Below are 24,161 nucleotides of genomic sequence, written 5' to 3' on the forward strand. Positions count from 1 at the left end.
TTAACTCAGCAGTTGCTATTGTAACAGAGATGTTTGTTATTTTCAAGGATAATAATTAACCTATGTTAATCTGTCTGTACTGTAGGCTTTCTGCTATATGTGGAATTTCTATGGATGTGGATCCTTCTAAATCTGCGATAGTGCGAGAAACTTTTATAACTTTAAAATAGCTGCGAGTGCTTAAATCTAGTTTTCTGGCTGCGTTCGTCAAGAAGGTTTTTGCAGATTCTGAGATTGATGTAATTTTATCAACATTATTACTTGAAATGTCATTGTTGTATTTATAACTACACTTATATCTGTCTCTCTGAATAGAGTAGGCTTTATGTATCTCAGATAAAAATGTCTCTTGTTGTGATTTTGTCGACATTTTATTATTTAATAATTTTTCATGGGGGACTCGTGAAACCGATACCGTTAGGTCTATTCGATCAAGTAGCGGTCCTGATAATCTTTTTTGATAATTGAGAATCTGATTTTGTGAGCATATGCAAGTTTTTTCTGGATCTCCAAGAAATCCACAAGGACAAGGATTCATTGTGGCTACTAATAAGAAATTGGCAGGGAAGTTGAATTTACCATTTGCACGACTGACGGTAATTTCGTGATCCTCTAAGGGTTGACGAAGTGATTCAAGCACAGTGCGTGGATATTCGAGTAGCTCATCAAGAAATAGGACGCCTCTATGAGCTAAACTGATTTCTCCTGGCTGTACTTTCGATCCTCCGCCAATAATAGACGCTCTACTTGCGGTGTGGTGTGGTGATCTGAACGGTCTATCTACTATGGGATTGTTTATTATAGTGTGTTCTCCAAGACTGTGAAGTTTTGTCACTTCTACTATTTCATCCTCTGATAGGGCTGGTAATAGATTCTTCAAAGATTTTGCTAACATAGTTTTTCCTGATCCCGGAGGGCCGGACAATAAAATATTATGTCTTCCGGCAACGGCTATTTGAATAGCTCTCTTTGCTTGTTCTTGTCCGTAGATGTCGTCGATGGTTGGAGTGTTTTTATGATTGAGAGATATATTTTTTATTAATGATCTGTCTATTGGCTTAATAATCTTTTCTTTTTTGAGATGTAAGAAGAGTGATTTTAGGTTTTCTACTGGAAATACATCAATTCCAGTCACTAGCGCTGCCTGTTCGGCGTTTTGGGCTGGCACGTATACCGATTTAATTTTTTGGTTTTTGGCTACTTCGGCTGTAATAATTGCTGATCGTATTGGACGTAGACTGCCGTCTAGCGCTAGTTCTCCCGCAAAAACCGCATTACTTACGTCGCTTTGGTTGAGTGCGCCGCTGATGCATAAAATAGATAAGGCGATGGGAAGATCGAAGTGAGATCCGTCTTTTGGTAACTCTGCCGGTGCTAAGTTGATGATTATTTTTCCTTTCGGAAAATCTAGGGAAGAGTTTTTTATTGCACTACGTACTCGATCTCTGGACTCATCGATGGCCTTATTGCCCATTCCGACAATTTGTAGGCTAGGAAGTCCCTTTGACATATCTCCCTCAACTTCGATGATTTGTCCATTAAATCCGTAGGGTGTAGCTGAAATAACTCTACTAATCATGAATCTATTAAAACATAAGCATGTAGATTTTTGAATGAGATCAGGGTATAATATGAATCGATATGTGGGGCTGATATAGCTTTCGACAATTGGACCTTATCATGACATTCTGCGAGCCGACGATACGCGTAAAGTATGTTTTTTAGACGCAAACTTTGTTGCAAAAGCAAAGTCATTCGTAGCGAGCGCTTTCGCTCCTAAGATGGCCTTTGCGCCAATCGCTGCCTAATTTTTAGCGATCATCCTTGTATTGTGGCAACAGTCAATATCTAAGGGTGTTATACCTATGTTGCTTGCTATATATTCGGAAGTAGCGGATATATAGGACTTTTACTACGTAACGGAACTCGGTTTTCTTGGTTTATTTTAAATCCGAGTAGCGTTATTAAATAAATTTAGATAAGCCTATGCTCGTAGACGAATGTTGTGATACCAGTTGGACCCGGGGGCAGTACCCGGCAGCTCCACCAGATAGATTAGATTAAAAGTCAGCCTTATCGCTGACTTTATTTATGTCAAAGAAAAGAGTTTAGATATTTAACATTAACAAAAAAACAACCACCTGCGAGTAGTGGTTGTTTTCAAAAAAGTGGAGTTTTACAATTTCTTTTTATTTTTGGCTTCTGTATAACTTTTTTATTCAGAAGCTACCCCTATAATAAGCTATATAAATGCTTATGTCAACAATATTTTTGTAAAAAGTTGGGTAAAAAATACCACACATTTTATAATCTTCTTTCTAATCTTCGCAACCATTTTTCTAATGGCTTTTACTGTGAAGTTATATGTCAGAGACTGGCGTTTGTTTGATGATTTTCTATGTCTTTTATGTGTGCGACAAATTAAATTATCGCACATTTTCTAGGACTCTTTTATTGAAGCGCAAAGGACGGCTTTGTGTACTACGAATAAACTTTATGCTTTCGTTTTGTAATTTTTAATTAAAACTGGATAACATTAACAGGTATATAGGAATAGAATATAAATACGAGTACGTATAGATGTGGATGTTCGTATAATAATATAAAAAATAAAATTGTTAAGTTAAATATACTGCGTACAATAAAAAGGAAAGCAAACAGAGATAAAGCGGAAAACAGAGAATAAGAGGCTATCATCGGATTCCAGAGTTAGACTGCTAGATCAGAGATCTGATACTGAACGAACCTAATCCTATGGCAATGTGTGGCAATGTACGGATGAAAGGTGATCATAGGTTAGTCGTGCAATTGGGCGGTCGCTAAGTCAACGATACCTTCATTGAAATGGTGTACAAAATCGGGGCTAGATAATACGCTAAAAAACAACAAGATTGTTGTAAAATACACACATAGACCATAAAAGCGATAAGAGAATAATTAACAGATGATAATTTTAACAACATTAAAAAATAGGTGAAAATTACAATACTTTTTGGCCGAGTAATGGTTGACATCTAAATAGGGCTATGCTAGTATAAGGTTAAGCTTTTAGAAAAACAAAAAAGCAAAAATACATTAACAATAAAATTTATATAAAGCCACATTTTTACGTATAAATCGACGGACAGTTGGCTGCATGATTTTTATAATGACGCAGCCAATGCTCCGCCTTTACAATATTTCGCAAATTGTAAAAGCGTTGAGCGCGCGGTTAGTACCGCATACATCCAGTTAATCCTCGTTAAATGCTAGCGGTGAGAATCCTGGATGTATGCAGAGGAACACTGCAAGGATGCTCCTTAATTAAGGAGCGGTCAAATCGCCTCGAGCGGTAATAGGCAAGTAGCACCCGCGCCTAATAGTTATTTTTTATCGGCGGATGGTTTGTGTCTATATGCTATAGTATTATCGCTCAGGCTTCTTGTGTATAGTATGATGTGAGTATGGGGATGAAGATAATTAGTTTTATAGCGTTGGTTGCATTGATTTTGACTGCGGTTATTTTGAACGCGACAAACCCGAGTTCTGCTGGTCCGTTTGGGATTTTAGCGTTTTTTGTATGTTTGTATGTACTATTTATCTGTCTAACTTATGTAGTATTTTTAACATCGGAGCGAATAGCTGCGAAATTTTTTAATTTCAAGAATAGTCGCAATGAATCTAAGTATAAGACGTATTATTACTCTACTGTAATCTCTCTTGCTCCAGTTATTTATGTGGGTATGCAATCGATGGGAGATGTTGGGATTTTTGAGATATTATTACTTGGTGTGTTTGAGTTGCTGGCGTGTTTTTTTATACATAAAAGATACTAATCTCTTCCTGAATGTAGTCGTGTATTTTAAGTAGTTACGTGGTACAATATATTTATGAATCCCGAACTGCCACAAGTTAATAGGACCCCTGAGGTGCAGCCACAAAATATAGGTGGCGGTGAGTATAATGTAGAAAATACATCATTAAATCCTGAAGTCGGAAGAGAGTCCGAGCAGTCACTTGGTGCTAGGGTTGAACAATATAACAATATCCCCGTGGCTTTGCCTGTTGATAATACTACAACAGTTCCTTTATCTCAATCTCAAAAAAACACTCAAGGCAAAGCAGTCAGGGGTAGTAGCTGATGATGATACGCCTCTGGTGGCAGCGGATGAAGACTTGATAGAAAGAGAATGGGTGGATAAAGTTAAAAAGATTATAGCTTTAACAAAAGATAATCCTTATGAGAGGAATAGAGTTATTGCACAGCTGCAGGCTGATTATTTAAAAAAACGATATAATAAGACTTTAGGTCAAAATGACGACGGTAGTAAGTAGGGTTTTATATGGGTGCGGGTCCTTTGATAGTTAGTTTTATCGCGATTGTTATTATAGCCGCTGGTTCTGCGGTAGCTTTTGTGTTGTATCGTAACATGCTGAGGGAAGCCAAAAATTATGAACGAGGCTTGAAGATGGTGCCGTTGCTTATACATTTGCCTCCGACAAGTGAAGACGTCAATAGTTCAAATCGAGATGAGCGAGATTTAACCGAAGAGGTGCTATCGCAAGCCCAGGTGATGTACAATATCATCTCAAGTACAGCAACTAAAGGGTTCAAAAGTAAAGTCTACGGCCAACGTCATATATCGTTTGAGATTGTTGCACACGGTGGGTTAGTTCACTATTATGCGGTTGTTCCGCTAGTGTTAGTTGATGTTATTCGTCAAGCTGTAGCGGCAGCATATCCTTCTGCTCGGCTAGAAGAGGTATCTGATACTAATATATTCAGCAAGGTTGGCAAGATGAGCGGTACCATCGGCGGCGAATTCACCCTGAAAAAATCCTTTGTTTATCCAATATCGACTTATCAAGAGTCGAAAAGAGATGCTTCCAGGGCGTTATTAAATGCTTTGTCTTCGGCGTCCAAAGAAGATGGAATAGGTGTACAATTTTTACTGCGTCCGGCGTATGACGGTTGGTCTAAGGCTTCAGAGTCTCATATTGACGGTATGAAGAAGAATAAGGGCAAGAAGAAGGGTTTGGGAGGCGTTGCTCCTATGGATATTATGGAGGCTCTGTGGAAACCGCCAGAGAATAATGAAAAAGACGGCGGCTCTAATTCTGAGGACAAGCAGCTAACATCTTTAGAGCAGGCGGAAGTGGATGCTATCAGCGAAAAAGCTCGCTATCCTGCGTATGAAGTTTTGGTGCGTGTTGTAATTTCGTCAAACACTGCGGCGCGCTCTCAAGTGTTGTTAAAAAATATAATAGCAGCCTTCTCGTTATTTGACTCACCGCGCAATAATGGGTTTAAGTTCTCTTTAACTAGGAATGTTGAGGAAATGACAACAGCATATATTATGAGGTTCTTTCCTCAGGAAACTCGTAGTAATATTCTCAACAGTGTAGAAATGGCAACGTTATTCCATTTGCCTGGAGCTAACGCGATCCCGACTTCACAAGTTAAGCGACAGATGTCCAAGCAGGTTGATGGACCAACAGACGTTTTGGATGAGGGTTTGCTGATTGGATATAACGAATTTCGAGGAGTCAAAAAACCTATTCGAATCGGCACAAAAGACCGTCGCCGCCACGTATATATTATTGGTCAAACAGGTGTTGGTAAGTCTGTCTTGCAGGAAAATATGGCTTATCAGGATATGATGGATGGTCGGGGATTCGCCTTTATTGATCCGCACGGTGATTTGGTTGAATCTTTATTGGGTAAGGTTCCAAAAGAACGCGTTGAGGATATTATCTACTTTAATCCTGCTGATATGACTAATCCAATTGGTCTGAATATGTTTGAGTTCGACACTCCAGACCAAAAAGATTTTTTGGTTCAAGAGGCAATTAATATGCTGTATGGCCTTTACGATCCAGGTCATACAGGAATTGTTGGTCCTCGCTTGGAGCATATTTTTAGAAACTGCGCTTTATTGTTGATGTCGGATCCTGCTGGTGGAACGTTTATTGACGTGCCGAAGTGTCTTATTGATCCTGAATTTGTGAAAAGCAAGCTTAAGTATGTAAAAGATCAGCAAGTTATTGATTTCTGGACAAAGGAATTTCCTGCGTCACAGAGGTCAAATGAGGCAGGTGAGGTTATTTCATGGGTTGTATCAAAGTTTGGTCCATTTATTTCCAACGATGCAATGCGCAATATCATTGGTCAGACCAAATCTGGATTTAATTTGCGTGAAATTATGGATAATAATAAGATTTTGCTGGTTAACTTGTCGAAAGGTAAGATGGGTGAACTTAATTCGAAGCTTCTGGGTATTATTTTTGTGATGAAGTTCCAAGCAGCAGCGATGTCTCGGGCGGATATTCCAGAGGATCAGCGAGTTGATTTCTCATTGTATGTTGACGAGTTCCAGAACTTCGCCACTGACAGCTTTGAATCTATTTTGTCTGAGGCTCGTAAGTATAAATTGAGTCTTATTATGGGTAACCAGTTTATGACGCAGTTAACAGATAAGATACGAGAAGCTATTATTGGTAACGTCGGTACAGTTATTTCTGGGCGTATCGGTGTAACTGACGCCGAATTGATGGTTAAGAAGTTCCAGCCGACTTTCGATGTCGACGACTTGGCTAAATTGCCAAACTTCCAATCTATAACCTCTGTGATGATTAATAATGTGCCGTCTGCGCCGTTTAGTATGAATTGGATTCCTCCGATGGGGCAAGTTAATAATCAGCTGAGAGATGCGTTAGTAAGGCTATCTGCTGCTAAATACGGTAGACCACGAGCTGTTGTTGAGAAGGAGATATTTGACAGGATTAGAGGTAGTGTGCAACCAAAGACGAGTCCTTCTCAATTAGCGCCTTCTGTTGGTCAAAATCGTCGGGTGGTGGGTCATCGTTCTTGGATGAATGGCTAGCGAAGAGACAACAACTAGGAGGAAAGCCCGCTCCTAGCCCAACTGTAAGACCAGTAAATTCGCAAGCCCCACAGGCTTCCTCACAAATACAGAATCCGCAAGGTCGCCCAGGGGTGGTTAATAATGCGCCTTCTAATATAAATCGTATAACTGCGGCCGCTTCTTGACAGCAAACAGCAAAGTCAACCTTCTGCGATAGATAGTGCTGTCGTCAATAGGACAAATGCTCTATGACTACAAATAATAACCCTTCCTTTTAATGTAAAACCGAGCCAACCTGTGGTTAAGAATCGGCTCGATTTGCGCAATGGTGATGATGACGATAGTGAAGTGATGATTAGCTTGAGATAAGATTCAAACATCTATCTAGCTATTTTTCCTGTTGTTGATAAACCCTACTCGAGCGTATTCAATAACAGCGCCGATAGACCAGCCGGCTACAAACAAGATAATAGTTTCTGATCCTGATAATAGATATCCGTATCGTTTGGCGATAAAATACACAACGACAGAAGCTATTGCGCCTAAGGCGCCAGAGATGATTAAGTTAGGGCGGGCAACAGTATTGCCAATTGCGTCACTAGTCTTTTCGACGACTGGATTATGAATGACCTTGCTGAAAGCCCTGGATGGAGCTGATAGTTGGTCTTGTACATTTTCCAAAGTCTTCTTATACGAAGCTTCAATATCTTTTTTTGTAAGAGGCTTATCTTCTTTTATCTCTTTAGATTCTTTTTGTTCTTGCTGCTTTTCTTGGCGGGCGGCAATTTCTATAGCCTCATGTTTAATGCTATTTTCATTTTCGGCATTTGATTTTTCTTTTTCAACCGCCTTTTCTAGGGATCTTTCGATTTCAGCAGCTTTTTCTCTGCTTAAATCTGCCAATTCTCTGGTGTCGACAGCATTCTCTACGGTAGATTTTAATTTTTCACTCATTTTTCACCTCCTATAAAGTTCCTGCGGACATGTCTCGCCGAATGATTCTAACTTCTTTATTCAATTGACGTGATCTAGCGTAGAAGTATACGACCACGGCTGCAATAATTCCTGCGAACATCATATTCTCGCTGGCACCAGTTTTTGGTAGTTGCGAAGTGGTTTGTTCAATAACTTTCGGTGCAGGGCAGTCAATTTTTGTGCTGACAGTATTGCCAAATGTGTTATCAATCCTACAGTCATAAGACATTGGATTACTTTTACCGCTAGCCATCGCCGGGATGCTGTTCTTTATTTGGACGGTAAAGCTGCGCTTCTGGGTTTCTCCTGGCTTGATCTTGATAGGGTTCCATACTAGAACTTTTGCGTTGCCGCTGCCCGCGCTAGCACCTTTATCATCTGTCAATGTTCCGCCGCCAGCGTCGAATATATCGGCATACTCTAATAGGTCGCTGACTTGATCTTTGAATGTAAATTCTTCCTCTTTAAGGCCTTTGTTTTTTACCGAAAGAGTGTAGGTAATTCGATCTCCAGATTTTGCAACCGTAGTTGTTGCGTCGGCGTTATTCTGGGTGAGATTAACTGCGGTTTTTGTCTGCACGAACGAGGCAGAACATCGACTATCGTTAATCCATATCGTAGAGTCGCCTGGACATGGTTGACACTGAGGATCGTCCTTTAATAATTTAGGGTTTTGAGGACATCTTGCTGGCTCTGGTATAGTAAATGTCTTTACGCAGGCGTCTGAGGTCTTATCGCCCAGCGAGCTTTTTACCGTTAGAACAACTTTGTATGATCCTGGCGTTTTCTCTGTATAAGTTACGATTTTATCGTTGCTTTCAATAGTTTTAACTAGAGTATTTCCTCGGTAAACGCTATATACATATTTTTGAATTGTCGCACCGTTAGCTGCGCTGGCGTTAGCGGTAAATTGGTATGTATCTCCATTCTTCTTTATGTCTAGAGCGTTACACGTAGCTACTGGCTGTGGTGGAGTAGAGCAGTATGGGTATGTTCCGACTTGCCCAGTTGGACATTGATGGCTCGGTGGTGCGATTTTAAGATTAAGTTACCGCAGTTAAGCATGATTGCAAACCATCCAGTTCCAGCTGAATATCCAACGAATGCTCTATATGAGAAGCTGCCCCAGAGGTTGTGAGGTCGATAATAGAAAGTGCGAGCACCACCTTGTGATGTACGAACTACGTAAGATCCTTCACCTCTTGCTGCGCCAAAGTGAGGAGTAAGTCCCCATGAATAAGTCCCCATATTTACTATTTAAGGTCTGGAGATTTCCGGTAGCAGCTACCAAATCGGAACGACCTAATAACCAAGATGATCATAGAGGTCGCGAATATTATTTGTGTTCGCGTCATAATGAGCCAACAAGTGCGGAGCCGCTAGAAATTCCGCCGTAAATTAGGTCGCTGGAATCTGCTGCATTGGCTGATTCTGGCGGTGAAAAAACAGTGAAAGATTGCACAACAATAAGCGCTAGGGCAGTTAAGATAAGCCCGATCTTTCGAGTAGCTTCTTCTTTACGTAAGCGTTTCGCATAAAAGCCCAAACTGTGGATCATTGAAGGGCTGTATGGTAGGCGCGAGATAATTTTTTTGAACATTTTGACCTCTTTTATTTTTGTTGTTATATAACTTTAATCTAACTTCAGCATAAGCATGCTGAAAAAGTAAATAGTTTGAGAATATATCTATTTTGATGTATAATAAGGTTGTTGAAAAGAGCTGATAATTCAGATAATAGTGAGGGAGATATGGCTAAACAAACAAATGAACAATCTTATGATGGCTCACAAATCCAGGTCCTAGAGGGTCTTGAGCCAGTTCGTAAGCGTCCAGGAATGTACATCGGTAGTACGGGGTATGAGGGCGTACATCACTTGATTAAGGAGATTGCCGATAACTCAATTGACGAGGCAATCGCTGGTTATGCTACAAAGGTCGAAGTAACTTTGTTAAAGGATGGTGGCGTTCGAGTATCTGATGACGGTCGTGGTATTCCTGTCGATAAACACCCAAAGACAGGTAAGAGTACGCTAGAGACGGTATTAACAATCTTACACGCCGGCGGTAAGTTTGGTGGCGGCGGCTATAAAGTTTCATCTGGACTTCACGGTGTTGGTTCTAGTGTTGTGAATGCATTGTCTACGCGGATGATTGCTGAAGTTAGAAAGAACGGTAAAATCTATCGCCAAGAATACGCAACAGGCGTGCCTCAGACAGAATTAGAAGTAGTTGGAAAGTCTGATGATTCTGGTACGACAATTACATTCTATCCAGACCCAACCATCTTTAAGGAGACGGTTAATTTTGACTATAAATGGGTTGTTAATTATCTTCGCCATCAGGCGTACCTTACAAAAGGCATTCACACGTCGGTTATTGACGAACGAACTGGCGAACGAAAAGCTTTCTACTTTGAGGGCGGTATTCAGAGCTATGTAAAAAACCCGAATATTGGCAAGGACGTTTTATCGGACGATATATTTTACGTCGAGAAGCAGGTTGAAAGATTGTATGGTGGAAATTGCGGGTTCAGTATAACGACACTTACGCTGAAGTGGTAAAGCCATTTGCCAATAACGTCTTAACTCCTGATGGCGGTACTCATTTGGCTGGTTTTCGAACAGCCCTCACGCGTGTAATTAATGATTATGCTCGCAAGAATAGCTTACTGAAAGAAAAAGAAGATAATCTGACTGGTGATGACATCCGCGAAGGTTTGACGGCAGTTATTTTGGTGAAGTTGCCAGATCCTCAGTTTGAAGGTCAGACCAAGAATAAACTTGGTAATCCAGAGATGCGCCGCTATGTTGACCAGGTGATGAGCGAATATTTTGCGTATTACTTGGAGGAAAATCCAGCTACAGCTAAGAAGGTTGTCGGCAAGGCTACATTGGCGGCACGAGCTCGTAAGGCGGCAAGGGCTGCGCGCGACAACGTTATCCGTAAGGGAGCATTTGAAGGCTTAAACTTGCCATCTAAATTGACGGATTGCTCATCTCGTAACCGAAAAGATTCAGAATTATTTATTGTCGAGGGTAATTCGGCTGCGGGTTCAGCTAAGGATGGTCGCGATTCAACTATTCAGGCCGTTCTTCCCCTTCGCGGTAAGGTGCTGAATACTGAGCGCGCAAGGTTTGATAAGATGTTTACTAATGCTGAAATTGTTTCGTTGATTAAGGCTATGGGCGTTGGAATCGGAGACCAATTTGATATCAGCGGTATTCGTTACGACAAGATAATATTTATGACAGATGCTGATGTTGACGGTGCGCACATTTCTACACTTTTGATGACATTCTTCTTCCGATATATGTCTGAAGTGATTGAAGCGGGTCACGTATATTTGGCGAAGCCGCCTCTGTTTGGGCTAAGTAGAGGAACTGGCAGTAATCGTAAGATAGATTACGTCTATGATGAAGTAGCCCTCGAACAAAAATTCAACGAAAAGATCAATGAGCTTGCAAGGCTGCTGGTGTAAAGAGATTGATGAAAATGCTGAGAAATTTAAGCAGGCAGGCTACACGGCACAGCAGCGATTCAAGGGTCTTGGTGAGATGGATGCCGCTCAATTATGGGAAACGACTATGAATCCAGAAAATCGAACATTAGTGAAGGTTAATATTGAGGACGCAGAACGGGCAGACGACATATACAAGAAGCTTACGGGTGATAGCGTAGAATTGGAGGAAAAATTTTATTCAAACAAATGCCGCCGCTAAGGTTAATGTGGGAAGATTTCAACTATTAAGGAGGAGATATGGCGGACAATGACAATAAAAATATAGTAGAACCAGAAACCCTGAACGAAGAGCCAGAAGTTCGGCGGTATTGAAAAAAGCTCGACAAGTTGAGCGCAAGAAAGGAAGACTCCTCCCTTAAATACTCCATGTCGGTTATTATTGACCGCGCTTTGCCGGATGTTCGTGACGGATTGAAGCCTGTTAATCGTCGTATTTTGTATGCGATGAACAAGAACGGTTGGCGCGCTCCTCACGCTACAGTGAAGTCGGCAAAGATCGTCGGTGAAGTGATGGGTAACTACCACCCGCACGGCGACTCATCAATTTATGACGCTATGGTGAACTTGGCTCAACCTTGGAAGATGCGCTATACGCTAGTTGAAGGTCAGGGTAACTTCGGCTCTATGGACGGTGACGAGCCAGCGGCTTCTCGTTATACTGAGGCGCGAGATGGATAAAATTGGCGGCGAGCTGCTATCTGACATCGACAAAGAAACCGTTGATTTTCGTGATAACTTCGACGGAACAGAGAAAGAGCCAGTGGTTTTGCCGTCGGCCGTTCCAAATATTCTATTGAACGGTCAGATGGGTATTGCTGTTGGTATGGCAACGAATATTCCACCGCACAACCTTGGTGAGGTGGTTGACGCTACAGTTGCTCAAATAGATAATCCTGAAATTACACTAGACGAACTGTTGACACATATTAAGGGTCCTGATTTTCCGACGGGTGCGGAAGTTTATGGTGGTGCGCCAATGCGTCAAGCATATGAAACTGGGCGTGGCTCAGTTACGATTCGTGCGGTTGCGTCGATTGAAGAGCGCAAAAATGGCCGTTACAGTATTATAATCACCGAAGTTCCGTATGGTATGAGCAAGGAAGGCTTTGTTGATAAGGTTCGAGAACTTGTTCTTGGCTAAAAAAATAACGCACATTGCCGATGCGCGAGATGAAAGTGCTCGCGGTAAGGTTCGAGTTGTTGTTGAACTGAAGAAAGATGCTTATCCAAAGAAGATTCTTAACCAATTGTATAAATTGACTGGATTACAAACATCATTCCATTATAATGTCCTGGCTTTGGTCAATGGTATTCAGCCTAAGGTCATGGGCTTGAAAGAGATTTTGGCGGAATTCATTAAGCATCGTCAAGGCGTTATTCGACGCAGGACTGAGTTTGAACTTCGAAAAGCTAAGGAACGAGCTCATATATTGGAAGGTCTGAAAATTGCGCTTGATCATATTGACGAGGTGATTAAGACGATTCGCGAAAGTTATGATGACGCCGACAAGCGTTTGATGGAGCGATTTGGTCTGTCGGAAATTCAAGCGGCCGCAATTTTGGCGATGCAACTACGACGATTGCAGGGGCTGGAGCGCGACAAGATTGAAGAAGAATTGAAGCAGCTTCATGAACTGATTAAGAAGTTGGAGGCAATTCTGGCTGACGAGAACGAGATTTTGCGTGTCGTTAAGGAAGAATTGCTTGCTATGAAAGAAAAAGATGGCGCATGAGCGACGCAGTAAGATCATTAATCACACGAATTAGGAAAGTTCTCTGACGAGGAATTGATTCCAGAGGAAGAGTCGGTAATTCTGCTTACAAGCGAAAATTACATCAAGCGAACCCTAGTGAGTGATTATCGTAGACAAAATCGTGGCGGTAAAGGCAAGCGCGTACATGACGACTAAGGAAGAAGATGTCATTGACCAAGTCGTCCAGGCAAGCTCGCATGATTATCTACTATTCTTCACCAATATGGGTAGGATCTTCCGACTGAAGGCTTACGAAATACCAGCAGCCAGCCTAAGCGCGAAAGGTGTTACGGCCGTTAACTTATTGCAACTTCAGCCAGAAGAGAAGATAACGGCAATTATCAAGCACGAAAAGAACGCCAACGAAGACGGATATCTAGTCATGGCGACAAAAAAGAAGGTACAGTCAAGAAGACTCCTGTAAAAGATTATGCCAATGTTCGAACGAATGGATTGATTGCAATTAAATTAGATGAAGGCGATGAAACTGCGCTGGATAAAGAGGACGACTGGAGAGAATGACGTGATTATATCTACGTCTGCAGGACAAGCCATTCGCTTTAACGAGAAAGATACGCGCCCAATGGGTAGATCAGCTCGTGGTGTCCGTGGCGTAAGATTACGTCCAAATGACTCTGTTGTTGGTATGGATATCGTTACGGGTGACGACCAAACCTTGCTGGTGGTTAGCGAAAAAGGCTTCGGTAAACGTACAAAGGTGTCGAATTTCCCAAGTCATAAACGTGGCGGAGTTGGTATAAAAGCCGCAGTTGTAACTGCAAAAACTGGTCCGATTATCTCTGTGCAGACTATTGACCCAGAAATAACAGAGGCGTTATTGGTTTCTCAGAATGGTCAAACTATCCGCCTGGGCTTGAGCGATATTAAGCTGCTCGGTAGGACAACCCAGGGTGTGACGATTATGCGCCTATCTGACGGCGATGCTGTTTCGTCAATCGGTTTAATGGCGGATCGTCCGCAGGATGAGGGTAATTAATAAATGAAAGTCTTGATAGTCCCAGTAATTGCATGGGCGATATCCCAAGGGTTGAAGCAAGTGTTTCATCTCATGGGGCGTAATCGTCGAGTATTTAGCGGTGATACAAACCCAAAAATACTTCTATCCGGAGGTATGCCAAGCGCTCATAGTGCGATTGTCGTGTCGTTGGCGGTATTTCTGGGGCTACAAGACGGCTGGGATAGTTCTGTATTTGGACTAGCTACTTGGCTGGCTATTATAGTGATGTATGATGCTATGATGGTTCGCTATTCGTCCGGAATGCAGGGTGAAACGCTTAATAAGTTAATTTCGGAGCAGGGTAGCAAGTTGAAAAAACTTCGCGTTGCTCATGGTCACACCCCTGTAGAAGTGGCGGCTGGGGCGCTATTGGTATGGTTGTAGCTGCCGTTGTATTTTTCGCAACAAAATAATTGTAAAAATCTATTGACCTAGGCAATTATATACTGTAAGATTAGTAACAAGTCTGGTTGCTGGAGTGCGAGGCAAGCAACGATGTACAACCTGAAAACCAAAGCAAAGCACAGACGTCAGACAGAATCAAAACGAAGCCAGATACAACATCATTGACAAAGATCAACGTAAAACAATACTTTTACAGAATGACATTAATAAGTCGATACAAAGCACATCTTTAACGGAGAGTTTGATCCTGGCTCAGGACGAACGCTGGCGGCGTGCCTAACACATGCAAGTCGAACGGCAGCGAGAGGGTGCTTGCAAAATGTCGGCGAGTGGCGAACGGGTGAGTAACGCGTAGGAACCTGCCCCAAAGTGAGGGATAACTGCTGGAAACGGTAGCTAATACCGCATATGGTATTCGGATTAAAGGACAAATCAGCAATAGGAGAAGCCTGCGTTGGATTAGCTAGTTGGTGGGGTAAAGGCTCACCAAGGCGACGATCCATAGCCGGCCTGAGAGGATGATCGGCCACACTGGGACTGAGACACGGCCCAGACTCCTACGGGAGGCAGCAGTGGGGAATCTTCCACAATGGGCGAAAGCCTGATGGAGCAACGCCGCGTGAGGGATGAAGGCCTTCGGGTTGTAAACTTCTTTTATGAGTGAAGAATATGACGGTAACTCACGAGAAAGCGCCGGCTAACTACGTGCCAGCAGCCGCGGTAATACGTAGGGCGCGAGCGTTGTCCGGAATTATTGGGCGTAAAGAGCTGCGTAGGCGGTTTAATAAGTGAATAGTGAAACCTGGTGGCTCAACCATACAGACTATTATTAAAACTGTTAAACTAGAGAATGGTAGAGGAAACTGGAATTCCTTGTGTAGCGGTGAAATGCGTAGATATTAGGAGGAACACCGGTGGCGAAGGCAGCTTTCTGGACTGTAACTGACGCTGAGGCTCGAAAGCGTGGGGAGCGAACAGGATTAGATACCCCGGTAGTCCACGCCGTAAACGATGGGTACTAGGTGTTGGAGGTATCGACCCCTTCAGTGCCGAAGCTAACGCATTAAGTACCCCGCCTGGGGAGTACGACCGCAAGGTTGAAACTCAAAGGAATTGACGGGGGCCCGCACAAGCGGTGGAGCATGTGGTTTAATTCGAAGCAACGCGAAGAACCTTACCAGGTCTTGACATCCAGAGAACGTCTCGAGAGATAGAGTGTGCCTTCGGGAACCCTGTGACAGGTGGTGCATGGCTGTCGTCAGCTCGTGTCGTGAGATGTTGGGTTAAGTCCCGCAACGAGCGCAACCCTTGTGAATAGTTGTATTTTTCTAGTCAGACTGCCCCGGTAACGGGGAGGAAGGAGGGGATGACGTCAAGTCAGCATGTCCCTTATGACCTGGGCTACACACGTGCTACAATGGCTAGTACAAAGAGAAGCGAAGCCGCGAGGTGAAGCTAATCTCATCAAAGCCAGTCTCAGTTCGGATTGTAGGCTGCAACTCGCCTACATGAAGTCGGAATCGCTAGTAATCGCGGATCAGCAAGTCGCGGTGAATACGTTCCCGGGCCTTGTACACACCGCCCGTCACACCACGAAAGTGAGTAACACCCGAAGTCCGATTCGGCGGCCTAAGGTGGGATAGATGATTGGGGTGAAGTCGTAACAAGGTAGCCGTATCGGAAGGTGCGGATGGATCACCTCCTTTCTAAGGAAAAACGATGCCAATCTGTCGAGCAATCACAGATTGAGCTAGGTCGGTCTCGTAAATGTGCTCAGCTTACATATTTACAATAGTCCTCGCGAGGACGAGACAAGAAGTTCAACCCTTCGCTACGATCAAACCGAACGATGAATTGCACAAGCAAGTCCTTAAACGAGAAAAGTCCCTCTATGAGGGGCTTTTTGTATGGTAGATTTAATTAAATCTGATATTTTGGTAGAATTATGATTATAAAAAATAGCCAACAATTTTTGGCATTTATTTTTCGCACGCTCTTATTATAGTCCGCCGCCAAAAAGGGAGTTTAGTAGCCAGTTTAATGGGATAGTGTGTAGGCTGAGCATAATAGCGAATCCTACTCCACATGTAACAAGCCCCCAAAACTTGAAACGATCATAGCTACTTACACCGCTTCCCAGATTGTCGGCTAATTTTTGATGGAAAATAACGACGATTCCACCAGCAATTAAGACCAAAATCCCAAAAAATAATGAGCCAAAACTAAATTGATATAACATATTATTAATTATACACTTGTCAGAATTAAAAAGATACTGTACAATTAAAAAGTCTCGGCAATTTATAGGGACATAGCTCAGTTGGCTAGAGCACCTGCTTTGCAAGCAGGGGGTCCAGGAGTTCGAGTCCCTGTGTCTCCACCATATGGGGTGAAGTGGGCTTACGTCCACGACACTCCACCAAGACGAATATGAGGGCGATTAGCTCAGCTGGTTAGAGCGCGTCACTGATAGATGACGAGGTCGGAGGTTCCAAAGTCCCTCATCGCCCACCATATTTTTTAATATGGGCGCTTAGCTCAGTTGGCTAGAGCATCTCGTTTACACCGAGAGGGTCGGGGGTTCGAGTCCCTCAGCGCCCACCAAATAATAAACAGACAGGATCGCCGGTAGCGATTTTTTTATTACAAGTAACCTTGCTTAATAAAGCATAGATAGTTATACTCTTAGAATATGTATAAGCGTATTATTAAGCCGATATTATTTTGTTAACACCAGACTTTACTCATAAGTTAACTATTTTTTGCGGTCGTTTGGCGCAGGCGTTTCCTCCTATTAGATGGGCTATTCGTAAATTATGGAGCTTCCAGGACAAGTCGCTACAGCAGGAAATTGATGGAGTTAATTTAATAACTCAATAGGCCTTGTCAGCGGGATTTGATAAAAACGTACAACTGTCGCCCTTAATGGAAGACGTTGGATTTGGCTTTGCTTCTGGCGGATCTGTAACTATGGAGCCGAGAAAGGGGAATCTGCGACCATGGTTTCATCGATTGCCGAACACCAAATCTGTAGTTGTGTACGCTGGTATGCCAAATTATGGATTAGAGAAGATTAGCGACTATATTGAGCTGAATAGATCCAAAGTTAAATCAATGCCGACAGTTGTGTCTGTGGCTGTTATTGCTGATAAATCCACGAAAGACGAATTTGGACCAGTCGTTCCGGAAGAATATATAATTCGGGACGTAAAAAAAGCGGTTAGTTATATCGTAGAAAACAGCTTGGCTAGTGTTATAGAGATCAATATTTCTTGTCCGAATGCTGGCAAGGAGCCGTTTATTTATGCCGATACGCTGGAGTCTTTATTAAGCGAATTAGATTCTGTAGAGAGAAATGTTCCTTTCTGGATTAAAATGCCACATTTGTATGATTTGAAGCAGTTCGACTCGCTATTAAAGGTTATTGTTGAGCATAATATTCGGGGTGTAACGGTTGCTAATTTAATAAAGGATCGTGGGAAGGTAGATCTTAAAGATCCTTTGACTGATGACATTAGGGGTGGATTAAGCGGCGAACCTACTCGCACACATAGTTTAGAATTGATTGGGTATACGTATAAGAATTATGGAGACAAACTAACTGTCATTGGTGTTGGCGGAGTTTTTCGGCCGAAGACGCATACGCTAAGATTAAGGCAGGGGCTAGTCTAGTTGGGCTTATCACCGGGCTGTTTTTTGAAGGTCCGCAGTTAATTGGGCGAATAAATCGCGAGCTGGTTCAACTGCTAAAAAATGACGGTTTTTCTAGTATTTCTGAGGCGATTGGCGCTGATTTTAATAAAAAGCAAAAAAAGTCGAAAAAACTTTGAAAAAACCCTTGCAAAAGAATCTCAGCTGCTGTATAGTTAATTACTAGTTAAGCGAATGTTCAAACGAACCTCTGGCAATACACTGCAAAACGTGCGAGGGCAGTGAGAAAACATCTGAGTGTAGATAGATTTGTCAATTTATTGACTTGTCGATTGTGCACTCAAATGTGTGAGGCACTGATCATTAACAATTTGAGAGTAAAAGAAATTGAGTTTTTAATTGACGGTAGTAGTAATTGCAAAGTAGCAACTACTAGTTAAGTCAATGCATAAAAAGGTACTCAAGGGCGCTAAATGGATGCCTATCACAACAAATAACCAATGAATGGACCGAGAGTAAGACTAACATCAAACGAAAAGAAGCTGTCAACAAAACGCAACGATACGCGACATCTAACCAACGGGGAAACCAAGAAGGACGCACGGTGCATGCCTTGCCACTAGCTGAACACAAAGGCAAGCGAGCGGGAACAAACTGAACTGAAACACCTTGAGTAGCGATAAGGAAGAGAAAGTAAACAACGATTGCCAAAGTAGTGGCGAGCGAAATCCCAACAGCCAAAACCTGTTACCAGCATCTGCCTAAGAATGTGAGGACAAAGAAGCAGATAAACTGAATACATATAAGGAGCTGCAAGAAGACATAAGAAAAAGCCAGAGAATTAGTATGCAGCCAAAGAAACGGCAGGAGCGCAAAACGAAGAGTCTACTCAACGAGGTAGTAAGGAAAGCAAAGCGGACGTAAAGATTATAGAAGAACTACCTGGAAAGACTAGGCCAAAGAAAGTAAAAGCCGCGTATACGAAAAAGACGCTAACCCTATGCATGTATCATCGAGTACGACGAGACACGAGAAACCCTGTCGGAATCTGGCAGGACCATCTCCCAACCCTAAATACAATCTAGTGACCGATAGTGAACCAGTACCGTGAGGGAAAGGTGAAAAGAACCCCGGGAGGGGAGTGAAATAGAACCTGAAACCGTGTGCCTACAACAAGTCAGAGCCCGCTTAATGGGTGAGGGCGTGCCTTTTGTAGAATGAACCGGCGAGTTACGTTATGAAGCGAGGTTAAGTGAAGAGACGGAGCCGCAGGGAAACCGAGTCTGAATAGGGCGAATTAGTATTATGGAGTAGACCCGAAACCATGTGACCTACCCATGAGCAGGTTGAAGGTGCGGTAACACGTGCTGGAGGACCGAACCAGGGCACGTTGAAAAGTGCTTGGATGACTTGTGGGTAGCGGAGAAATTCCAAACGAACTTGGAGATAGCTGGTTCTCTCCGAAATAGCTTTAGGGCTAGCGTCGTGTTAGTAGCACATGGAGGTAGAGCTCTGTAAAGGACTGGGGCGGGCAACTGTACCCACCCTTAACAAACTACGAATACCATGTGTGTAATCACGGCAGTTAGAACATCGGTGCTAAGATCCGTAGTCGAAAGGGAAACAGCCCAGACCACCAGCTAAGGTCCCTAAATTAACGTTAAGTGGAAAAGGATGTGAGATTGCACAGACAACTAGGATGTTGGCTTAGAAGCAGCCATTCATTTAAAGAGTGCGTAACAGCTCACTAGTCAAGTGACCCTGCGCCGAAAATGTAACGGGGCTAAAACGTTATACCGAAGATATGGATGTCAGATTTATCTGACGTGGTAGAGGAGCGTTCCTATCAGCAGTGAAGTCGAATCGGAAGGTTCGGTGGAGCGGTAGGAAGTGAGAATGCTGGAATGAGTAACCATAAGAGAAGTGAGAATCCTCTCGGCCGTAAGAACAAGGTTTCCTGAGCCATGGTAATCATCTCAGGGTTAATCGGGCCTAAGCCGAGGCGCAGAGCGTAGGCGATGGACATCAGGTTAATATTCCTGGAACCGGTTAAGTTTTGTACACTGTTCACGGGGAAGTAATCGAAGCGGATTCATGGTTTATCCGTCCAACCGGAGCGGGAACGCAAAGGGAGCGAAAGTGATTCTTCGGAGTCGCGATTTTGGTGAAAGCCCTGGCTAGAAAAGCAGGTGTACGCGTGGACTTAGCCGCCCGTACCGCAAACCAACACAGGTACTCGAGGCGAGTAGACTCAGGCTGAGCGAGAGAACCCTCGCTAAGGAACTCAGCAATACAGCGACCGTAACTTCGGGAAAAGGTCTGCCCCCACTTCGGTGATATCAGCCACGTTCACTCAGTGAATATTAGGTTAAAGAGTACATTTTTAATCACAAAACGAATTTTCTGAGATAGAGCAAACGAATTGTTCTTTTGAACGCGAACCTCTGACATCTAACGATATGGGGGCCGCAGTGAATAGGCCCAAGCAACTGTTTATCAAAAACACAGCTCTCTGCTAAATCGTAAGATGATGTATAGGGGGTGACGCCTGCCCGGTGCTGGAAGGTTAAGAGGAGTGCTTAGCAAGCGAAGGTATGAATTGAAGCCCCAGTAAACGGCGGCCGTAACTATAACGGTCCTAAGGTAGCGAAATTCCTTGTCGGGTAAGTTCCGACCCGCACGAAAGGCGTAATGATTTGGGCACTGTCTCAACGAGGGACTCGGTGAAATTTTAGTACCTGTGAAGATGCAGGTTACCCGCGACAGGACGGAAAGACCCCATGGAGCTTTACTGCAGTTTGATATTGAATACGGTTACAACATGTACAGGATAGGTAGGAGACATTGAAGCAGATACGCCAGTATTTGTGGAGTCACCAAGTGGAATACCACCCTTGTTGTGATGGTATTCTAACGCTGACCGTTATCCGGTTAGCGGACCGTGTATGGTGGGTAGTTTAACTGGGGCGGTTGCCTCCTAAAGAGTAGCGGAGGCGTTCAAAGGTTGGCTAACTTCGGATGGAAATCGAAGTGATAGTGTATGCGCATAAGCCAGCTTGACTGTGAGGAGTACATTCCAATCAGAGACGAAAGTCGGAGCAAGTGATCCGCTGTACGTACATTTGTACATGAATGTGGGATCGACAGCGCAAACGGATAAAAGCTACCCTGGGGATAACAGGCTTATCTCGCCCAAGAGTTCACATCGACGGCGAGGTTTGGCACCTCGATGTCGGCTCGTCGCATCCTGGGGCTGGAGTAGGTCCCAAGGGTTGGGCTGTTCGCCCATTAAAGTGGTACGCGAGCTGGGTTCAGAACGTCGTGAGACAGTTCGGTCCCTATCCGTCGCGGGCGTAGGAAATTTGAGAGGATCTGCTCCTAGTACGAGAGGACCGGAGTGGACTTACCGCTGGTGTATCGATTGTGGCCACCAGACGCATTGCCGAGTAGCTATGTGCGGAAGAGATAAGCGCTGAAAGCATATTAAGCGCGAAACTAACCTCAAGATAAGGTTTCCCATGAGGACACAGAAAGACTATCTGTTTGATAGGCGCAAGGTGGAAGTACAGTAATGTATGGAGCTAAAGCGTACTAATAGTCCCATTGCCTTTTTTTATGTCCTTGTCCGTGGAGGTTATGCTTGCATAAACAATTACGTGATAAGGTAGACTTAACTAGTAATTGGTGCTTTTCAAAAGTACCAGTCAATTAAAAATCAACTCCCAAAGGATGGTTGGACATCGAAGAAAGGGGTTTGGCCCACCGTGTGGAGTATATACGGAACCAAGCGTCGCAAAACCCCTCCTTCGGAGCCCATAGCGAGGAGGAAACACCTGTTCTCATTCCGAACACAGAAGTTAAGCTCCCCAGCGGCGATTATACTGCGAAAGTGGGAAACTAGCACGGTGCCGAATTATAAGAAAGCCATCCTAATAGGGTGGCTTTCTTCTTTGTCTTAAAACGTTTGTGGTATGTTTTGGCGGGTGATAGAATATAAGTATGTGTATAGTGTGCAGGGTGGCTACTGGCGGTATGGCGATTGCTGTTGCTCTAACGCCAACGGTTAATATAACAGCACCCAATGAGAATAAGAGTGATGCGAAGAAGGCGATTAGTGCTAAAATTTTCTCTGAAATAAAATCTCCGTCGTCGCTATCCAGCTTTAAGGTGTCAGATATCCAGACTCCAGATTGGCATTCCACACTTCAATCATCAAAAAAATTGAATTCTGAAATGAAAAAAGAAGTCACATATACAATATCAACAAAGGGCAATGTCCGATCAAATTTGTCTGAATTCTCGAAACTAGTAAACGAAACCTTAAACGATAATCGAGGCTGGGCGCGTATGGGAATTGTTTTTAAAGAAGTGAAAGAGGGTGGAAGCTTCAATTTAGTTCTGTCGCAAGCCGAATTGATGTCGTCGTTCTCGTCAGGCTGTGACGCGGATTGGAGTTGTCGAGTCGGGTCTTCTGTCATTATCAATGATAATCGATGGTCTGGCGCGACTACAGCGTGGAATAAAGCGGGTGGCGATATTCGTAATTATCGACATATGGTAATCAATCATGAAGTTGGGCACTGGTTGGGGCATGGGCATTTGAATTGTTCTGGAGCTAATAATCCAGCGGCGGTTATGCAGCAGCAGTCAATTGATTTACAGGGGTGTGCTTTTAATCCTTGGCCGCTTGATAGTGAATTATGGTCAACTACGCTGGGGATAGAACTATGAAATTGATAAAAAATTACCGTACACTTAAATTAGCTATTGTCATAAGTTTTATAACGCTGATAATGATATTGGCGTATGGATTCATGAGTTGGAAATCTTGGGAAAACGTTCAAAGCGTAACAAAAAACACTAATGAGGCAGAGAGCTCGCTGTTTATTAATTTGCAAAAAGACAAATTATCTACTGAAAAATTGAACGAATATTTGGCTGATTTAAAAAATAAACGCCAAAGGCTGCGATGTGGTATTTTTTATATCTTGGCAGAAGAACGTTAATGACTAGATTTAAAAAGTATTCAGAAGAATGCAATAAATCAGTAGAGAAGATGAACCGAACTATACAGAGTATAGAGAAGATTGTCGGCTTTATGGAGTTTGATAAGGAATTGAGCGGTGAAATACGTACGGTGTCAGATAACCTATCGAAGAACCAAGCAAAATGACTTTATTGCTATGGAGAAAATATGGACTGGTGCAAAGAAGAGGCTGGAATCCAGAGAAGACGAGGTTGACTTACGTAAGTTAGCGATGAAGAGAATAGATGCTATTTTATTGGCTGTGCGTGATTTGAAGTCGGCTAACGAAAAGAAAGATAGCGACCAGTTTACTATAGCCAGGGATAAATTTACCGTGGCTATTAACGCTCTGGATTGGTTTGCAAAATGAGCTAACACAAGAATCTCAGCTTAGAATAGATAATCTATTAAGAGAGTTTAGAAGATAAACATCTAATAAATAAAAAATACCCCTCTATGATAGGGATATTTTTCTTCTCGAATCTCGCAGAAAACGAGAATTTTTTGTGGTGGAACTCATGATTTCTAAAGCTCCAACAGGTGCCGTCAGTAACTGACTTTATTAGTATAGCTAACGCGTCAGTAAAATGCAATATTTTATTCACAATAAAAAACTACTTATGTAAATATTGACAAAGTATTAGTAATATGCTAGCATATAAACATAACACATATCATGTGTGATATATAAAGGTGAGGGTTTCCATTTAAATTTATGTGGAAATCTTTTTTAAAAACGGAGGAAAACCTTCCTATGGCAGGAACAAAGGCTGGCGGCTTAAAGGCTGCTCAAAAAATCTAGCTCGCGATCCAGATTTTTACGCAAAAATCGGACGTAAGGGCGGTAAAAATGGTCGAACTGGTGGCTTTGCTGCAAATCCAGCTTTGGCTCGTATCGCTGGCGCTAAGGGCGGACGCATTTCACGCCGTACTAAAAAGACAGTACAAAAAATTGCAGAATAAGA

General features: G+C 42.9%; 14 protein-coding genes, 2 tRNA genes, 3 rRNA genes, 1 other RNA gene and 4 pseudogenes. 19 read left to right on the plus strand and 5 right to left on the minus strand.

Annotated elements, in window-relative coordinates; translation table 11 throughout:
• Window positions 1–55: 55 nt before the first annotated feature.
• A complete protein-coding gene (locus KOY49_RS00765; protein ID WP_232736311.1) occupies window positions 56–1,579 on the minus strand; it encodes a YifB family Mg chelatase-like AAA ATPase in 1,524 nt (507 codons plus the stop codon).
• A 66-nt stretch (window positions 1,580–1,645) separates the two neighbouring features.
• Between KOY49_RS00765 and ssrA the strand changes: the two genes are divergently transcribed.
• The 5 genes from ssrA to KOY49_RS00790 all read left to right on the plus strand — a co-directional run bounded on the left by ssrA (window position 1,646) and on the right by KOY49_RS00790 (window position 6,863).
• Window positions 1,646–2,049, plus strand: a transfer-messenger RNA (tmRNA) gene (gene ssrA / locus KOY49_RS00770).
• 1,400 nt (window positions 2,050–3,449) lie between these two features.
• Window positions 3,450–3,815 carry a hypothetical protein gene (locus tag KOY49_RS00775; protein ID WP_232736312.1) on the plus strand — a complete coding sequence of 122 codons (366 nt, stop codon included), beginning with the start codon at window positions 3,450–3,452 and terminating at the stop codon, window positions 3,813–3,815.
• Window positions 3,816–3,869: 54 nt separating this feature from the next.
• Complete coding sequence (locus KOY49_RS00780) at window positions 3,870–4,121, plus strand: hypothetical protein (RefSeq protein ID WP_232736313.1); 252 nt, start codon at window positions 3,870–3,872, stop codon at window positions 4,119–4,121.
• 16 nt (window positions 4,122–4,137) lie between these two features.
• Window positions 4,138–4,314 (plus strand): hypothetical protein, encoded by a 177-nt coding sequence (locus tag KOY49_RS00785; RefSeq protein ID WP_232736314.1) that lies wholly within the window; start codon window positions 4,138–4,140, stop codon window positions 4,312–4,314.
• Window positions 4,315–4,322: 8 nt separating this feature from the next.
• A complete protein-coding gene (locus tag KOY49_RS00790) occupies window positions 4,323–6,863 on the plus strand; it encodes a type IV secretory system conjugative DNA transfer family protein (protein ID WP_232736315.1) in 2,541 nt (846 codons plus the stop codon).
• Between the two features lie 366 nt (window positions 6,864–7,229).
• Here the strand turns inward: KOY49_RS00790 and KOY49_RS00795 are convergent, their stop codons facing one another.
• The 4 genes and pseudogenes from KOY49_RS00795 to KOY49_RS00805 form a co-directional block, all read right to left on the minus strand.
• On the minus strand, window positions 7,230–7,799 hold the full coding sequence (locus KOY49_RS00795; protein WP_232736316.1) for a hypothetical protein: 570 nt from the start codon (window positions 7,797–7,799) through the stop codon (window positions 7,230–7,232).
• Between the two features lie 10 nt (window positions 7,800–7,809).
• Entirely contained in the window at window positions 7,810–8,400 is a 591-nt protein-coding gene (locus KOY49_RS00800; protein WP_232736317.1) for a DUF7927 domain-containing protein, read from the minus strand.
• Between the two features lie 201 nt (window positions 8,401–8,601).
• A pseudogene (locus KOY49_RS05335) lies at window positions 8,602–8,856 on the minus strand (hypothetical protein); the annotation flags it as partial.
• 315 nt (window positions 8,857–9,171) lie between these two features.
• Window positions 9,172–9,420 (minus strand): hypothetical protein, encoded by a 249-nt coding sequence (locus tag KOY49_RS00805; protein WP_232736318.1) that lies wholly within the window; start codon window positions 9,418–9,420, stop codon window positions 9,172–9,174.
• A 150-nt stretch (window positions 9,421–9,570) separates the two neighbouring features.
• Here KOY49_RS00805 and KOY49_RS00810 point away from each other — a divergent pair.
• From KOY49_RS00810 to KOY49_RS00875, 14 genes and pseudogenes are all read left to right on the plus strand, one after another.
• A pseudogene (locus KOY49_RS00810) lies at window positions 9,571–11,541 on the plus strand (DNA gyrase/topoisomerase IV subunit B).
• A 128-nt stretch (window positions 11,542–11,669) separates the two neighbouring features.
• Window positions 11,670–14,093 (plus strand): annotated as a pseudogene (gene gyrA, locus KOY49_RS05340) (DNA gyrase subunit A).
• Between the two features lie 3 nt (window positions 14,094–14,096).
• Window positions 14,097–14,498, plus strand: coding sequence for a divergent PAP2 family protein (locus tag KOY49_RS00820; RefSeq protein WP_232736319.1), 402 nt, complete (start codon window positions 14,097–14,099; stop codon window positions 14,496–14,498).
• A gap of 250 nt (window positions 14,499–14,748) precedes the next feature.
• Window positions 14,749–16,225: ribosomal RNA gene (locus KOY49_RS00825) — 16S ribosomal RNA — on the plus strand.
• A gap of 728 nt (window positions 16,226–16,953) precedes the next feature.
• A tRNA-Ile gene (locus KOY49_RS00830) sits at window positions 16,954–17,033 on the plus strand.
• 13 nt (window positions 17,034–17,046) lie between these two features.
• Window positions 17,047–17,123 (plus strand) — tRNA-Val (locus KOY49_RS00835).
• 321 nt (window positions 17,124–17,444) lie between these two features.
• Window positions 17,445–18,349 (plus strand): annotated as a pseudogene (locus KOY49_RS00840) (dihydroorotate dehydrogenase).
• A 402-nt stretch (window positions 18,350–18,751) separates the two neighbouring features.
• A 23S ribosomal RNA gene (locus KOY49_RS00845) occupies window positions 18,752–21,786 on the plus strand.
• Window positions 21,787–21,975: 189 nt separating this feature from the next.
• Window positions 21,976–22,084: ribosomal RNA gene (gene rrf, locus KOY49_RS00850) — 5S ribosomal RNA — on the plus strand.
• A 118-nt stretch (window positions 22,085–22,202) separates the two neighbouring features.
• A complete protein-coding gene (locus KOY49_RS00855) occupies window positions 22,203–22,901 on the plus strand; it encodes a DUF3152 domain-containing protein (RefSeq protein WP_232736321.1) in 699 nt (232 codons plus the stop codon).
• Window positions 22,898–23,176, plus strand: coding sequence for a hypothetical protein (locus tag KOY49_RS00860; protein ID WP_232736322.1), 279 nt, complete (start codon window positions 22,898–22,900; stop codon window positions 23,174–23,176). Before KOY49_RS00855 ends, KOY49_RS00860 begins: the two co-directional genes overlap by 4 nt.
• A complete protein-coding gene (locus KOY49_RS00865) occupies window positions 23,176–23,343 on the plus strand; it encodes a hypothetical protein (protein ID WP_232736323.1) in 168 nt (55 codons plus the stop codon). Before KOY49_RS00860 ends, KOY49_RS00865 begins: the two co-directional genes overlap by 1 nt.
• Before the next feature lie 10 nt (window positions 23,344–23,353).
• Complete coding sequence (locus KOY49_RS00870) at window positions 23,354–23,566, plus strand: hypothetical protein (protein ID WP_232736324.1); 213 nt, start codon at window positions 23,354–23,356, stop codon at window positions 23,564–23,566.
• Window positions 23,567–23,913: 347 nt separating this feature from the next.
• A complete protein-coding gene (locus tag KOY49_RS00875) occupies window positions 23,914–24,159 on the plus strand; it encodes a con-10 family general stress protein (RefSeq protein WP_232736325.1) in 246 nt (81 codons plus the stop codon).
• Window positions 24,160–24,161 lie beyond the last annotated feature (2 nt).

This window comes from Candidatus Minimicrobia vallesae (genome assembly GCF_018866205.1).
Lineage (GTDB): Bacteria > Patescibacteriota > Saccharimonadia > Saccharimonadales > Saccharimonadaceae > Nanosynbacter > Nanosynbacter vallesae.

Excerpts from the sequence above, each read along its gene's own strand:
- KOY49_RS00765 (WP_232736311.1), bottom strand. The coding sequence starts at position 1,579 with ATGATTAGTAGAGTTATTTCAGCTACACCCTACGGATTTAATGGACAA.
- KOY49_RS00775 (WP_232736312.1), top strand. The coding sequence starts at position 3,450 with ATGAAGATAATTAGTTTTATAGCGTTGGTTGCATTGATTTTGACTGCG.
- KOY49_RS00780 (WP_232736313.1), top strand. The coding sequence starts at position 3,870 with ATGAATCCCGAACTGCCACAAGTTAATAGGACCCCTGAGGTGCAGCCA.
- KOY49_RS00790 (WP_232736315.1), top strand. The coding sequence starts at position 4,323 with ATGGGTGCGGGTCCTTTGATAGTTAGTTTTATCGCGATTGTTATTATA.
- KOY49_RS00795 (WP_232736316.1), bottom strand. The coding sequence starts at position 7,799 with ATGAGTGAAAAATTAAAATCTACCGTAGAGAATGCTGTCGACACCAGA.
- KOY49_RS00805 (WP_232736318.1), bottom strand. The coding sequence starts at position 9,420 with ATGTTCAAAAAAATTATCTCGCGCCTACCATACAGCCCTTCAATGATC.
- KOY49_RS00820 (WP_232736319.1), top strand. The coding sequence starts at position 14,097 with ATGAAAGTCTTGATAGTCCCAGTAATTGCATGGGCGATATCCCAAGGG.
- KOY49_RS00855 (WP_232736321.1), top strand. The coding sequence starts at position 22,203 with ATGGCGATTGCTGTTGCTCTAACGCCAACGGTTAATATAACAGCACCC.
- KOY49_RS00860 (WP_232736322.1), top strand. The coding sequence starts at position 22,898 with ATGAAATTGATAAAAAATTACCGTACACTTAAATTAGCTATTGTCATA.
- KOY49_RS00865 (WP_232736323.1), top strand. The coding sequence starts at position 23,176 with ATGACTAGATTTAAAAAGTATTCAGAAGAATGCAATAAATCAGTAGAG.
- KOY49_RS00870 (WP_232736324.1), top strand. The coding sequence starts at position 23,354 with ATGGAGAAAATATGGACTGGTGCAAAGAAGAGGCTGGAATCCAGAGAA.